The following is a 15,358-nucleotide window of genomic DNA, read 5'->3' as shown; positions in this document are numbered from 1 at the left end:
AATAAAATGGTCAAGAAGCTACCGGATACACTGGTCATCACCTCTTGTATTCTGCTCTTTTTTATTGGTCTTACATGGGTAATCTCAGCAGGAGAATATCAAAGGGAAGTTGTAGATGGAAGGAATATTTTAATTCCAGATACTTATCATTTAGTAGAGGCTCAACCTCAGTCTATCACTTCTTTTTTTACTGCCCCTATTGAAGGTTTTATTGCGGCCGCTGAAATCATTGCTTTTATTTTTATCGTTGGAGGAGCCTTCGGGATGCTGACTACCACCAAAGCAATTGATGCCGGATTGCAAAAATTAGTAGCGTGGAGCAATAAGAAATCGTCCTATAAAAAGGTCATGATTCCGTTTGTGATCGTCTGCTTTTCTGTTGCGGGGGCCACTTTTGGAATGTCTGAGGAAGTGCTCATTTTTATACTCATTACCCTTCCTATGGCAAAAGCTTTGAAGCTAGATCCTATTGTTGGGATTGCGATCCCTTTTGTGGGAGCAGGTGTAGGTTTTGCAGGAGCTATCAGTAATCCATTTACCATTGGCATTGCACAGGGGATTGCAGAAATTCCTCTTTTCAGTGGTTGGGAATATAGAATATTCATTTGGGGAATTTTCACTTTGATTGGCGTATTATATATAATGCATTACATTTCAAAAATAGAAAGTAATCCTCAAAAAAGCGTACTCAACACTTCTGCTAATATCATTGAAAAACAGCAACCTGAAGTCATTGATTTCACCTTTAAAAGAGGCCTTGTCTTAATGCTTTTCCTCTTCGGTATCTTAACGCTCGTGATAGGCGTGGCCCAATACCAATGGTACATGGTGGAAATTGGTGCTTTATTCTTTGTGATTGGGTTCCTCAGCTGTATTATTTGTGGAATTCATGCCAATGCAATGAGCGACAGCTTCATTAAAGGCGCCAAAGAAATGATGACCGCCGCTATGGTCATTGCTTCTTGTAAAGGAATTTTGATTGTAGCCACAGAAGGGAAGATTATTGACACTGTATTATTTTCCATCTCAAACCTTATGAACGGCTTACCAAAATACGCAGCAGCAGAAGCGATGTTCTTGTTTCAAAGTGCATTGAATACAGTATTGCCATCGGGATCAGGACAAGCCGCATTGACAATGCCCATCACAGCACCACTAAGTGACTTGTTGGGTATTTCAAGACAAGTAGCCGTATTAGCATTCCAATTTGGCGATGGTCTCACCAACCTTATCATCCCTACAAGTGGTGTCACCATGGGTGTGCTTTCCATTGCTAAAATTCCGTATGAAGTTTGGCTGAAATGGATGTCGCCTCTCTTAGGTATTTTAATGCTGACCGCAGGCGTACTTCTTATTCTTCCACTTTATATTAATCTTTTATAAACAAAAATAACTCATCCACTATTCAGAAAATATTCAACCAACTATTGACAATTTTAAGGTTAGAGTTAAGAGTTAAGAATTAAGAGGGAAGAAAAATGGTTCGTGTTGTGGTCCAGTGGACGTCGCAATGCAACATCCCTACAACGTTCGCCGAACCATTATAAAAACCTCTTTACGAGCACTTTTTTCTACATTCATCATTCTTAATTTTTCATTCAAATTGTCCTAGTCCTTAAAAGAAAACCTTTTTCCAAAAGACATTCTTGGGGTGACATTCTATTGTCTCAACACTCAATTACAAGAAGCATGCTTCTCGCATTCACAGTAGAAGATACTCCTTGAATGTCTATTATAATTCACTCCATAAATTATAACTATTATGAAAAGTAACTATTACAATGTAAAAGGATTTGCATTCATTGCTATTTTATTTTTAAACGTGCTCAACACTTTCGCACAAGGCTATAACTTCTCTTTAGAAGGAGGCACATGGAATGGGCATGGCAGCATTTCTCCTAATGGGGGAACTATGCTTGTAGGCGGTGCCGAAGTTGGTGGAGATGGTGAGGTCAATGCCACACAGTGGTTTGTAGACCAAGCAGATGGAGGCGACTACTTGGTACTAAGAACTGATGCTGTGGGAGGTCAGGCTTCATGGGTATGGAGTAATTTCAGCAATTCAATCAGCGCCGCCGCAGAGCTTTCCATCACCACCAAAAATGGTGCAAATAACGCCACCGTGGCCCAGTATATCAGAGACGCAGAAGCGGTTTTTATTGCTGGCGGTGACCAAAGAGAGTATATGGATCTCTGGAAAGGGACAGCCGTTGAAGATGCTCTTAATTATCTTATCAATGTCAAAAATGTGCCAATTGGTGGTACTTCGGCAGGTATGGCCATTATGGGAGGTTCTTATTATGCTCCTGAAACTTCAGGGATTTTAAGCTCTGAAATACTGAACAATCCTTATCACCCTTACACAAGCAACTCTTTATTTTATAATGATTTTATCAACAACCCTGTTCTTACCAACGTTATCACTGACACACATTTAGACCGAACACACGGCACTAATAATGAAAACCGATACGGCAGAGCATTTGGATTACTGGCTAGAACAGTTGCTGACAATAATGCAACTGCTCGATATGCGATTGCTTGTGATGAAGCTACGTTTGTGTGTATTGATGTCAATGGAATGGCAAAAGTATTTGGTGACGGCGGACAGACGCAATACCCTACAAAGGCTTATTTTATGGTGGTTAACTGTGCTGTTCCTGAAACTATCACATCAGGGCAATCTCTGGTTTGGAATAATAACAACGCCGCTGTAAAGGCTTATGTAATACAAGGATCTACCAATGGCAATGGCAATTCATTTAGCCTTACGGATTGGACCACTGCATCTGGTGGCGGATGGTTAGATATGTATACTAGCAATGGTTATAACGGTTTCAATTACATCAATGGAAGTGGTGCAAGCATCGGTGCCACAGCTCCAAATTGTGATGGAGGAACGACCCCTCCTATATGCGACATCCCTACGGTTGCTATAGGCACTACCACCGCTTCAAGCATCGCAGTTTCTTGGAATAATACAGGCGCCTCTTCCTATCTATTAAGACATAGAGTCACTGGTACTTCCTCATGGACAACAGTGACGGTGAACACAACCAACTATTCTATCCAAGGTTTAACTTCTTCCACTTCTTATGACATCAGGGTGAGAAGCGTTTGCGGAACGGAGCAAAGCAACTACTCTCCTATTCAAACAGTTTCTACTTCAGGAAGTATCAGTTATTGCAGTTCTTATGGCAACTCTACTAGCTATGAATTTATTGATGAAGTAGGTATTGATGGTGTTTATAATTTTTCGGGTAATGATAACGGTTACGGAAATTACACCTCCGTCACTTTCAACTTGACAAAAGGAAATACTCATACGCTTTTTGTAGATCCTAATACCTCTGACCGAGAACGTTTTGTGATCTGGATTGACTACAATCAAGATGGTATTTTCGATACAAATACGGAGGAAATCGCTTATAAATCGACAAGGCGTTCGTTTACAAGTAACTTCACTGTTCCTACTTCTGCATTAAACGGCACTACTAGAATGAGGGTGAGCATGCAATACGCCAATGATGGCTACCCTAACCCTTGTGATGTTATCAGCTACGGAGAGGTGGAAGATTACACGGTTTCAATTAATGGAAGTTCTTCTCAGCGAACACAAAACTTCACAACACTAGCCCCTAACAACGCACTCTATCCAAACCCAACTGAAGGGATTATTTCTATCCATTCTAATGCTGAAAACATAGCACTAAAAGTGGTAGATATGCTTGGAAACACATTAATAAAAGTACAGACAAACAGCGTTGATCTTTCTTCACTGAATGCTGGAATTTACATGATTCAAGTGGAAGAAGATGGCGTAAAATCAATACATAAAGTCATTAAGAAATAAAATTATGATAAAAGAAATGGGAACTTCTACACAGGAGGCAATCGATTTAGAGAAAAAATATGGGGCCTACAACTACGCTCCGCTTCCCGTGGTCTTGGAACGTGGTGAAGGTGTTTATGTTTGGGATGTAGAAGGGAAAAAATATTTTGATTTTCTCTCTGCTTACAGCGCCGTCAATCAAGGTCATGTGCATCCGAGAATCTTAAATACAATGACAAAACAGGCTTCTAAATTGACATTAACTTCCAGGGCTTTTTATTCTGATCAATTAGGAAAAGCGGAGCAAATGCTCTGTCAACTCTTTGGTTATGAAAGAGCGATTCTCATGAATACAGGTGCTGAAGGAAATGAAACAGCCATTAAATTGGCAAGAAAGTGGGGTTATGAGCGAAAAGGAATTCCTCAAAATGAAGCGATCATTGTTGGAGTAGAAAAGAACTTTCATGGAAGAACCACCACTATTATTTCTGCTTCTACTGACCCTGTAGCTACCACCAACTTCGGGCCGTTTATGCCGGGTTTTGAGATTGTACCTTACAACAATTTAGAGGCTTTGGAAAACGTTTTACGAAACCCAAATGTAGCTGGTTTGTGGATGGAACCTATACAAGGGGAAGCGGGTGTTTATCTGCCGGATGATGGTTATTTGAAGAAAGCACAAGCACTTTGCAAGAAGTATAACGTGCTGTTTATGGTAGATGAAGTACAAACCGGAGTGGGAAGAACAGGGAAGTTATTGGCTTCTGATTATGAAGAAATCAAACCTGATATGATCATTTTGGGAAAAGCCATTTCAGGTGGTTTTTATCCCGTTTCAGCAGTGTTGACCTCCTCTGAAGTAATGGACGTTTTCCAACCCGGCCAACATGGTTCTACGTATGGTGGGAACCCATTGGCGTGTGCTGTGATGATGGAAGCTTTACAAGTGTTGCAAGATGAAAGGTTGACAGAAAACGCATTCCGACTAGGTAATATTTTCAGAGAAAGAATGCAGGAATTATGCAAACAAACGGAATTGTTAATGGGAGTACGAGGTAGAGGTTTGCTTAATGCACTTATTGTCAATGACACTGAAGAAAGCAGTACGGCCACTCAAATCTGTTATGAATTGATGCACAATGGTCTGCTGGCAAAACCCACACATGGCAACATCATTCGTTTTGCTCCTCCTCTAGTTATCAATGAACATCAACTGAATAAGTGTTTAGATATTATTGAAGCTACCATAAAGAAATTTGAATTGGTTATGAGCTAAAAACGATAATTGTGGTTATTTACAGGAACCTAGAAAGTTATTCAAGCACCAGACATTTGTTTGGTGCTTGTTTTTTTGATAATTCCTAACATGTACAGACCGTACATGCTAGCTTGTACAATTTGTAAGTCCTAGCACGTACTGACCGTACATACTGGCTTGTACAACATGGAAGTCCTAGCACATACACACCGTACATGCTACCTTGTACAACATGGAAGTCCTAGCACATACACACCATACATGCTACCTTGTACAACATGGAAGTCTTAGCACATACGCACCATACATGCTACCTTGTACAACATGGAAGTCCTAGCACATACACACCGTTCATGCTACCTTGTACAACATGGAAGTCCTAGCATATACACACCGTACATGCTACCTTGTACAACATGGAAGTCCTAGCACATACGCACCGTACATGCTACCTTGTACAATATGTAAGTCTTAGCTCTCACTAATTACGCGATGTTTTTTTATGCAAAAACTGCCTCAGAAGCTACTTTTTCATGTTGTTCTAAATCTGCTTTCACACTCTCCAACTTCATATTAATCGTCATCAACGCCGTTTTTCCCAAAGGCATTCGAAGAGAAGGATTATCGGCATTTACTAAATCAATAATGGCTTGGGAAGCTTTCATTGGGTCACCTTCCTGCTTTCCATCTACTCCTTTCAATTTTGCCTTAAAGGCACCTGACGTTTTAGCATATTCATCAATGGTCTTTTGAGCGATCTGTAATCCTTTCCCTGCAAAATTAGTTCTGAAAGGCCCTGGTTCTACGATAGATACTCTAATGCCAAACGGTTTCACTTCTTGTTCTAACGCCTCACTAAACCCTTCTAACGCAAACTTACTCGCATTATAAACTCCAAAACCCGCAAATGCTTTGATACCGCCATGAGAGGAAATTTGAAGAATATGACCTTGTTTTGCTTCACGCATAAATGGTAAAACAGTTTGGGTGAGATGTAATGTTCCAAAGAAGTTGGCTTCAAAAACCGCTCTTACTTCTTCTAATGAAGCTTCCTCTATTGCTCCAACATATCCCACTCCTGCATTGTTGACCAATACATCAATTCTTCCATAATTATTGAAAATAGAATGCACCGCCTCGGTTACTTTGTCGGTCTCTGTAATATCAAGTGTGATACCGAAAGCTTTTCCATCGTATTCTTGATTGAATTGTTCTGTTTGGGTTTTATTTCTGAAGGTACCAATGACAAAATCTCCTGATGCAAGGACCGTTTCTGCTAGCGCTTTTCCTAATCCACTTGAAATGCCTGTAATCATCCAAATTCTCTTATTCGTAGTTTCCATTTTTTTATTTTGGTTTGATGAAGATTGATTAGTACTGGGGTAGGAGAAATGAGTCATTTTGTTGACCGAAAGTGGTTTTTATGGTGGTCCGGTGGACGTTGTAATACAACGTCCCTACATCCTACTTTCAATTTTTGGTAGAATATACTTTATGATGGATACCGTTGTAGGGACGTTGCATTGCAACGTCCACACGAACCATATCAAGAACCATCTTCCTTTTTCCCTTTAAAAGAATATCGGTTTCTTCTCTCCTAGTACTACTACAAAAGTGGTGGATTCACTTCCCATCAAAAATGAACTAGAACAGGAAATTATCTTGAACTAGTTCAAGATTTATCCGCCAAGCGTTTTCTAATCTTACTTAAAAACTCGGCCGACATACCTAAATAAGAAGCTAAAGCGTATTGGGGTACTCTTTTTACAATACTGGGATAGAGGGCTTGAAATTCAATATATCTTGCCTCTGCAGTTTTTCCTAAGTTGGATAGTACTCTTTTTTGAGCATAAGCAAAGGATTTTTGTGCGACCAATCGGAAAAAGCGTTCATATTTTGGGTTTCGGTCACACAAAGCCTCTACATCTTTGTAAGCAATTTGATGAATGACCGCATCTTCTAATGCTTCCACAAAAAGAGATGCGGGTTCTTGATGAATATAACTATTGAAATCACTGATAAACCAATCTTCAATGGCAAACTGAATGGTGTGATCCACTCCTTCGTCACTCACAAAGTAACTTCTAAAAGCTCCTTTTTGAACGTAGGTTTGATGTTCACAAACAAAATTAGGTTGTACAATAAACTGTCTTTTTTTCACTTTGGAAGTTTTGATGATGCTTACAAAATCTTGTTCATCTTCTTCAGTGAGGGCGACATAACGTTTGATGTTTTGGAGTATGTTATTGTAATCAGTCAATTTATATTAGAGTTATTTATTATGATTATGATGTTTTTATCAATCCTTTTTTAGTGGCAAAAAAGTGCAGATCCTCTACCGTTCCTTTCACTAAGATCTCAATGGCCTCGTCCAGATATACTCTATCCCAATTCCACCATTTCAAACCTTTCAATAAATGAATTTCATCTTTGGTATATCGATAGCGAATTACTTTTGCAGGATTTCCACCCACTACCGCATAATCAGGAACATCTGATGTCACTGTGGAATTACTGCCAATAATAGCTCCATCACCTATTTTCACATTGGGCATGATAGTAGCACCGTAGCCAATCCACACGTCATTACCTACTTCAATATCCTTGTATTCTTTAAATGGATATTCTCCGATCGGTAATTTATCCGACCATTCTTTACCGAAAACTGCAAATGGAAAAGTGGAAACTCCTTTAGTAGAGTGATTGGCATCTGCCATAATAAACTTCACCCCATGGGCTAAAGCACAGAATTTCCCAATTTTCAGCTGAGTGCCTGACATTCCAAAATTATACATCACATTCTTTTCCAAGAACTTTGTGGGGTCATCAAAATCACTGTAATAAGAATAATCTCCTACGATTACATTTTTGACATCACTTTCTTCCACTAACACTTTTAAAGAAACCGTATTCTTAAATTCTTCAATGGGATAAAGGGTATTAAAATTTACTTTGTTCATATTTGTTGTATTTATAATTGATATTAGAACTTAGGCTTTAGTAAAGTTACACTTTTCCTTCTTCCTGATTTTTCTCTTTCCGAACCAAAGATAAAAGAGAAACAAAAGCCCAAACGCCTTCTAAAACAATAAAAGGAATATAATTCATTAAAACTGATGCTAAGCACGCAAGAGAAGCACCAAAGAGATTTAATAATTTATAAGCAATACTTCCCCTATCTAGTTTCCCTGTTACATTTAAAGTGTAGGCTAATAATATTTGAAAGACTCCTAATGAGCCAATCCAATCTATTTCATTCATATCTTATTATTCAATTATTTTTGTGACAACTTCTTCTTTCCTGTTTTAAAATTCTTTGTAATCACAGCACGGTCATATTCCTCCCCTACAGCAGTATAAGCCACATAAGTGAGTTGATCTCCATCAATTTTAATGACTTGATAAAATTGAATTTGCTCCCCTGATTGATCTAATTGATAACCATCTGCGGTGTATTCTTTCATTTGTTCTGGATCCAATTTGTATTGCTTTGGTCCACTCACAGACGTAACATAAACAGTACTCAAATCCTTTGTATTTTTTGAATCTGTAGTACGAGTAGGAACATGCCCTCTAGCGTAGGTATGATCATGACCATTCAATACTAAGTCAACGTTATATTTATCTAAAAGTGGCTTCCAATGGTCTCTTGCAAATTGGAAATTACGTCCTTTTGCAGGTGAAAAAACGGAGTGGTGACACGTTATGATTTTCCATTTAGCATCACTGTTTTTCAGTTGCTTTTCAAGATAGGCTGTTTGTTCTTCCAATAAGTCATTAGAATTCAAAACAATAATTCGAACATCTTGATAATCTACTGTGTATACAGTTTCATGTAATTTTTCATCCAGTTCTTTTTCAACAGGAAGCGTAAATTGAGGCCTCCATTGGATGGCTAATTGCTTCTTCTCTCCTTTTTCCAATCCTCGGAATTCATGATTTCCAACCACTGGAATCGCCGACCATTGGCTATGGATAAATCCACCTGCTTTATACCATTCTGCCCATTCCATGTCTTTGTGAGCCTGATTGATTAAGTCACCTGCATGAATGACAAAAGATGCATTAGGTGACGTTTGATACGCCATTCTGATCACTCGGGACCAATGGTCTAAAACATCATTTTGAGCATCTCCAAAATAGACAAACTCTGTTGGAGCATATTCTTTTTTAGCGGTACGGAAATGAATCCATTCCGATCTATGTTTTCCGCCATCACTTACCCTATAAGCATACAAAGTATTAGGCTTTAAACCTTCAAAAACAACACTATGGTAATTTACCTTCAGTGATGAATTGCCTTTATACAATCCTAAATCAAACACCTCCGTTGTTGCCGTTATTTTTTGGGCCTTATCTTCAAATTTTGAATTGACAGTTGCTTCCGCAATTTCTGCTACTGCACTATCCACACTTTTATCCGTTCTCCATGTCACTGCTCTGCTTGTAGAAGGGTCTCCATGGAATGTCAGTATTATTCGATCAGGATCTTTACTTGGGATTTCCCAATGATGCAAACCTTCATGTGTATGATCATGGTCATGATGATGTTGACCAAATGATGTGTTGATGAAAAGAAGAGAAAGACTGAAAAGCGTTAGAATGAAAGAGATTCTCATAAAATATAGTTTAATTTAAAGTAAACAGAATAACATTCTACACATTAAAGTACTAAACCAAAAATAATTGATCATTAATACTTAATTAAATTTGGTTAGGTAACGCAAAAAAACGTATATATAGTGGTTCTATTGGTCGTTTTTTATTTAAGGTATTAACCGCAAAACAATAATTGGGATTAGTATTGGAAGTGTTAGTTGAACGCTGTCTCGTTTTTCTTCTGAACTCTTAATTTACTTCTTATTTCTCAATTAAATTTCTTTTTTCCTAAAGATCTTATGATACATTTTAAAGTGCTACTTCATTTTTGACAGGGGTGGCGACGTAGGAGACAATATATTTTCCCTTTTCAAAACATGAAGTATCGCTTTATTTTTGTATTAAAAAGTGGACCTTCTGATTATAGATCACTTGCGAATTACTGATTGGTACGTTCATCATATAGCTCCTTGATATTCTCTGAGATATCGACTAAACTCATCCCTTTTGAATTTTTGGTGGGTTTTTAATTATTGGAGTGCTCTTTTTGATGTGGTCGCTATTTACTGACATCAAACATTTTCGAAGTGAAAAGAAAATATTTTTGCTTTTACCCGTTGGCTTATCAATAGTTTTTGGCTCAATAGTTTTAATATGGAATGTTCAGATCAATACTACTTTTGATAAACCGACACTTGTACGCATATTTTATGATGGTGACTACAATGGAACAGGCATCGACTTTAAAACGGATGGCTCTTATATATTTAATAATTCGAGTCTTGGGCTAAGTGAGTATAGATATGGCACTTATAAAATCAACGATAACACAATTGTAATTGATAAGAAAAACCTTGAAAAGGTAGTTTTGACCAACAAGCTCGAAATTAGAACAGATACTGTAGCATATTTAGATCATTCAGTAGCTCATAAGTACGTTTATCAGATAGATAAAAGTGGGGAAATTTTAGTAAATGCTACAATATTTAGATTAATCGTTGACAACAGAAATAAATACTTTGTCATAAATAAAAAACATTAAGTTAGCAGTGAAAATTGGCAGGTTTTAACTTAGAAGCAACCCTGCCAAAAATTTAAAGGTTATCGTTAATAAGCCGAGTCATTTGGCTCACAAAAAATATCAATCTATGCAAATTATTGAAGAGTTCAGGAGAAGTGGACAGAAAGAGTTATTAGATAAATACAGGTTTAAGCATAATGGAGAGACGGAATATGGTAAGATCAACGATTTTAACCTACAAAATAGAATTGATTTGGTTCTCGAACTTTTTAGAAATTATTCAATAAAGGATAAGCCTCTAATCAGATGGATTTTGAAACAAGAAATAAGATGTGCAAATAAAATTTCAATTTCTATAGCTTCATTGGAACTATGTGCTTTCATGTTATATAAAGTCATGACATTGGAAGATATTTATCTATTGTATAAAGCAAAGTTTGGCAACACGTATGATAACAGTTTTGAGTTGGATGTGGAATTAATTTTCGGATTTGACAGAGAGTTAACTAAGCAATTTCTCAAGAATACAGAAACAAAAAAGAAAAAAAGCAAGGTAATCTTAAAGATGATAAAGGGGTATGAAAAAAGATGTAAGGACAATCCGGAAGCATTTAAATCACGTACTGAATACATCAATTATTTTGAAAATCGAAAGTCTATTAACCTAATCAGAGAACTTAGAGCATGTTTGGAACACCTCCTAAATGAAAACTAGAAATATATCAATAGTAGAAATTTAAGTTATTGATAAACATACTCACAAAACGTAGTTTAGAAAATTCGCTGACTTTAAGCAACTATATAATCAGGACTTTAAAACCATTAAAGCTGAAATAGATAAAGTCGGAAAATTCAGAGTTGATGAATTTGATGATAAAATTAGGTTATATGCTTATATTTAGCTGAACAAGCATCATGTTAGTAGTAATACTAACAAACTATTGCCTCTAAGCAAGATCTCTTCAAACCGAATAAAAAAGGCTTGTAGCCATCTAAACAATCAAACTAAACAAAATGGAAGACAAACTACTTGAATTACAAAAGAGAATTTACAATTATCATAACTCTTCTGAGCTTGACTACAATTTAGCTTCTTCTCCAAGAATTAGTTTCTCACGAATTGGAAACCTATACGAAATCGTATTTTATGGAGAAGGGTATGATGATGATGATACTATGCCTTCTTCTGAATTTGATCCTGATGAATACAATTATGGGTTTTGTGCTTTACAAGATTTTTTAATCGAAAACCCAGATCAAATAGTCTCACTAATTTTTACGGGACCAGATGCTGGGGCGAACGGCACAAGAAATTGGAACTTTAATAGAATTATAAAGTCTGATATTAAATTCGTGAATTTAAAGGCTTTTAAAGTTGCATTGACTGATGTTGGAGACCACAATCAAAGTGTCATTGGAGAATATGATGATGAAGATGGAATGATTGCAAAATTGGTTTTAAAAATGCCAAAACTTGAAGAGCTTGAACTTCCCTCTGCTCCTAATAATGACTTTTTCAAAATTCCTCATTTACAAATCTCTTCACTTTCGATCCAAGCAGGTTATAACCATCAGAATTTTATTGAAAATTTAGCAGAATCTGAAAACTTGAAAGCATTAAGGAGTTTGGACTACACCGAAACCTACGACCAATTTGGTGATTTAGAGGATGAGGAATTCACCTCATTCAATAATTTTAAAAAGCTCTTTAGTTCAAGTGTATTCTCTTATGAACATTTCCATTTTAAGTTGAGAGAAAATAGATTGACAGAAAATCAACTTGAGGAACTTCAAAAAATTAAGAAGGTTCAATTTCTTCATATTAAAACGGAAGCAGGAAAGTATATAAGAATATAAAAACGTACTGTAATATTTAGGCCAAATAAGTTATCCCTAAATGCAAACGGAATTACATTGGATTATAACCTGAAAGAGCTCTCTGATTATCTTAAAGAATTATCAAAAGATCCTACATGAACAGTGAAAAATTAAGGGTAAGATTACTTCAGATATATAGCAAGACTTGTTCGGTTAGTCCTCATTAATAAGTTTAGTCATCACTTTTCTAAGAAAAAAAAATGAACTCTAAATTTTCAATATTACTCCTTCTTTTTGTGCTTACTTACAATAATGGTTTTAGCTGTGATTGTTATTATGTAGGAGGCTTTGCCTACTCCAATCAAACAAAAGACCTTGTTGTTCTAGGCGAAATTGTAGAAAATAACTTAAAACAAAATTCTCTATCAATAGTGATTCATAAAAATTATAGAGGCTTTTTAGAGAAGGATACAATTATGCTTACTAGAGAAGTAGTTGACTGTTCTCCTAACTTTTCTATGTTTCAAAAAGGTTCTATTTGGTTATTTGCGATAGACAATAGTCGTTCTAAATATCGAATCTCAAATTGTGGGGAAAATTATTTAAATGTAAAAAATGAATATGTTGAAGGACGGTTTTATGGTTTGTCACAAACAGAACAATTCAAAACTTTGACCTTAGAAGAAGTGGAGTCAATAATATTAGAACCTTACAAATTCCCCTTTTTTAAATCACCTCAAAGACTAAAAAATTCTTACTATGTAACGGAAGAATATTATTTTCAAAAGTCAAATCTTGGAGGTTATCCCTTAGGAAATTATGAAGAAGTGAATGATTTGATCAATACAGAATTATACAAAAAGTTTGGTCATTTAAAATTAAACCTAAATTACCTTGTTCATGTGAATATCACAATAATGGAAAATGGAAGTTTAATTTATCAATCAATTCAAGAAAATACAGATTTTAGTTTTCCATATCTTCTAGGTCTGGAAAAGCCCTTAAAAGAAATAGTAAATAAGTTACATTTTGATAGTGCGGTAAAGAAAGGGAAAAAAGTAAAGGTTAACCTCTCAATACCGGTATTAATAAACCTATAAATCAAAACACACATAATGTTATCACGCTAAAAAAGACATGACAGAAGAATTTAAAATAGCAATAGAAGAACTTTATAGTACGTTTGATAAATATTCACTCAAGCCAACTATGGAAGGGTGTCCGTGTTGTGTTTCTGATAACGATAAATCTACCTTACATTCTAAAAAGCTAAGGGAATTAGAAGACGATGACATTTCAAAATATGCATTTAAAGCGATGACAACTTGGGGTGATATTTATGACTTCAAACACTACTTACCTCGAATTTTTGAACTAACTGCCACAAGAAAATTGGTATTGGACACTTTTGTAATTTTGGGAAAGCTTGACTACGGGAATTGGAATGAATGGGAAATTGATGAAAGAAATACAATTATAAAATTTCTGAAGGCATGGTGGAAATACGACATTAATAATGCACCTTACTTCGATTCTAAAACCTTAATTGAAATCAACAATAAAATTCATGATTTGAAAGGAATGCTTCATGAATGGGATTTAAACATTAATAGTCAGGGTTTCAAAAACTATGTAGACTTTATTGAAAACTATTATTATGACTTGAAAGGAAAAAATAAATCACTCAGTGGATTGAATCAAGATGAAATTGATACTTTAATTCTGTGGATTGAGGTTAACTCAAATAAACTAGAAAAAGGTTTTTTCGAATATGAAAGTGAAGATGAAGTATTTAGCAAAAAAATATCAGATACTCTTTACATGTTGGAAAGACTATAAATATAAAAAAACAAACTTCTAACCATAACTTAAACCTCAGTTGTTGAGAATATTAAAGTTATTCCATTAGATTTTATGATGAAAATTAAAAGGCTATATCTGTTAAAGTTTTTCTTGATTATGACTTCATACTGTTATTGTCAAAATACCGAATTCATAGATCAAGAAGAGCAAACACTTTATGCTGATACTTTAAAAAGTATAAGTTCACAACTTAATGGGAAATGGAAGTTAATTGGATTTTATAAAGAAGGAGAATTTTTAACTGATACTTTAAGTGTATCTTATAGCTTAAATAGTGATAGCTCTAGGGTTGAAATTTTGACAGATTCTGGAACAATATATATACATAAATACAATGATGTTATCACAGAAATTACAAAGAAAACCCAATTGAGAGTAATTGAGCTGAGGTTTAAAAGTAACTCATTGATTGGCTCTTATCAAAGCTTTGATGAATATGAACCAGATAGAAAGCAGCAATTCATAACAACATGTCAACCTATACCTCAAGTAGTTATTTACAAAGAAGAATTTTATATACTATATACTGGTTTAGGAGGAAGTAGCCTAGAAAAAATAAAGTATTTAGATGAAAATACTTTAAAATTTGAAGTGGGTGAAAATGTTGAAGAAGAATACGAAAAATTAAAAGAGGAGGAATAAAGCAAACTTATAAAGGAAACAATCATGAGAACAATAATTCTTAGCTCAATATTTTTATTGATTTTTAATCACCCGTCTATAGCAACAACAGGTAATAAAAAAGATGGAGCTTATGGAAGAGAATACCAAAAGAAAAATTTTAGACTTCCTATCAGGTAATATCGCAGTAAAAGAATTTGAATTTTGGTTATATAATAACTCTGACCTTGAATCTAGACTTGGTTCAGACTGCTTTTTTGACTTAATCAATATAGACTTTAACAATCAAGATTGTGTGTATGAAACTAAATTGGCATTGCTAGGAAAATATATTGATGTAGAAGAA

At 35.6% G+C, this 15,358-nt stretch carries 15 protein-coding genes; 10 read left to right on the top strand and 5 right to left on the bottom strand.

The window, feature by feature from the left end; all coding sequences use genetic code 11:
• Nucleotides 1-6: 6 nt before the first annotated feature.
• The 3 genes from AVL50_RS17330 (at nt 7) to rocD (ending at nt 5,108) form a co-directional block, all read left to right on the top strand.
• Nucleotides 7-1,383 (top strand): YfcC family protein, encoded by a 1,377-nt coding sequence (locus tag AVL50_RS17330; RefSeq protein WP_062617757.1) that lies wholly within the window; start codon nt 7-9, stop codon nt 1,381-1,383.
• A gap of 379 nt (nt 1,384-1,762) precedes the next feature.
• Nucleotides 1,763-3,853, top strand: a complete 2,091-nt coding sequence (locus AVL50_RS32610) for a GEVED domain-containing protein (protein WP_063850769.1) — start codon at nt 1,763-1,765, stop codon at nt 3,851-3,853.
• A gap of 4 nt (nt 3,854-3,857) precedes the next feature.
• Nucleotides 3,858-5,108: an ornithine--oxo-acid transaminase gene (gene rocD / locus AVL50_RS17320; RefSeq protein ID WP_062617756.1), complete on the top strand. Its 1,251-nt coding sequence runs from the start codon at nt 3,858-3,860 to the stop codon at nt 5,106-5,108.
• Nucleotides 5,109-5,590: 482 nt separating this feature from the next.
• Here the strand turns inward: rocD and AVL50_RS17315 are convergent, their stop codons facing one another.
• The 5 genes from AVL50_RS17315 to AVL50_RS17295 form a co-directional block, all read right to left on the bottom strand.
• The gene (locus AVL50_RS17315) at nt 5,591-6,433 is read right to left on the bottom strand and encodes an oxidoreductase (protein ID WP_062617785.1); all 843 of its coding nucleotides are present in this window, start codon (nt 6,431-6,433) and stop codon (nt 5,591-5,593) included.
• 329 nt (nt 6,434-6,762) lie between these two features.
• On the bottom strand, nt 6,763-7,350 hold the full coding sequence (locus AVL50_RS17310; RefSeq protein ID WP_062617755.1) for a Crp/Fnr family transcriptional regulator: 588 nt from the start codon (nt 7,348-7,350) through the stop codon (nt 6,763-6,765).
• Nucleotides 7,351-7,375: 25 nt separating this feature from the next.
• Nucleotides 7,376-8,050 carry a CatB-related O-acetyltransferase gene (locus AVL50_RS33785; RefSeq protein ID WP_062617754.1) on the bottom strand — a complete coding sequence of 225 codons (675 nt, stop codon included), beginning with the start codon at nt 8,048-8,050 and terminating at the stop codon, nt 7,376-7,378.
• A gap of 46 nt (nt 8,051-8,096) precedes the next feature.
• On the bottom strand, nt 8,097-8,351 hold the full coding sequence (locus tag AVL50_RS17300) for a hypothetical protein (RefSeq protein ID WP_062617753.1): 255 nt from the start codon (nt 8,349-8,351) through the stop codon (nt 8,097-8,099).
• A gap of 14 nt (nt 8,352-8,365) precedes the next feature.
• The gene (locus AVL50_RS17295; RefSeq protein ID WP_062617752.1) at nt 8,366-9,709 is read right to left on the bottom strand and encodes a metallophosphoesterase family protein; all 1,344 of its coding nucleotides are present in this window, start codon (nt 9,707-9,709) and stop codon (nt 8,366-8,368) included.
• Between the two features lie 530 nt (nt 9,710-10,239).
• Between AVL50_RS17295 and AVL50_RS17290 the strand changes: the two genes are divergently transcribed.
• The 7 genes from AVL50_RS17290 to AVL50_RS17260 form a co-directional block, all read left to right on the top strand.
• Complete coding sequence (locus AVL50_RS17290; RefSeq protein ID WP_062617751.1) at nt 10,240-10,731, top strand: hypothetical protein; 492 nt, start codon at nt 10,240-10,242, stop codon at nt 10,729-10,731.
• 106 nt (nt 10,732-10,837) lie between these two features.
• Complete coding sequence (locus AVL50_RS17285) at nt 10,838-11,425, top strand: hypothetical protein (RefSeq protein WP_062617750.1); 588 nt, start codon at nt 10,838-10,840, stop codon at nt 11,423-11,425.
• A 299-nt stretch (nt 11,426-11,724) separates the two neighbouring features.
• Nucleotides 11,725-12,567 (top strand): hypothetical protein, encoded by an 843-nt coding sequence (locus AVL50_RS17280; protein ID WP_062617749.1) that lies wholly within the window; start codon nt 11,725-11,727, stop codon nt 12,565-12,567.
• A 221-nt stretch (nt 12,568-12,788) separates the two neighbouring features.
• Nucleotides 12,789-13,628: a hypothetical protein gene (locus tag AVL50_RS17275; RefSeq protein ID WP_062617748.1), complete on the top strand. Its 840-nt coding sequence runs from the start codon at nt 12,789-12,791 to the stop codon at nt 13,626-13,628.
• A gap of 37 nt (nt 13,629-13,665) precedes the next feature.
• Nucleotides 13,666-14,367: a hypothetical protein gene (locus tag AVL50_RS17270; RefSeq protein ID WP_062617747.1), complete on the top strand. Its 702-nt coding sequence runs from the start codon at nt 13,666-13,668 to the stop codon at nt 14,365-14,367.
• A 75-nt stretch (nt 14,368-14,442) separates the two neighbouring features.
• A complete protein-coding gene (locus tag AVL50_RS17265; protein ID WP_157491387.1) occupies nt 14,443-15,033 on the top strand; it encodes a hypothetical protein in 591 nt (196 codons plus the stop codon).
• Nucleotides 15,034-15,145: 112 nt separating this feature from the next.
• On the top strand, nt 15,146-15,358 hold a 213-nt coding region (locus AVL50_RS17260; RefSeq protein WP_157491386.1), incomplete at its 3' end, for a hypothetical protein.

Origin of the sequence: Flammeovirga sp. SJP92, from assembly GCF_001583495.1 — a bacterium.
GTDB lineage: Bacteria > Bacteroidota > Bacteroidia > Cytophagales > Flammeovirgaceae > Flammeovirga.
The sequence above is the reverse complement of the archived record's forward strand: the minus strand, read 5'-3'. Positions and strand labels throughout refer to the sequence as shown.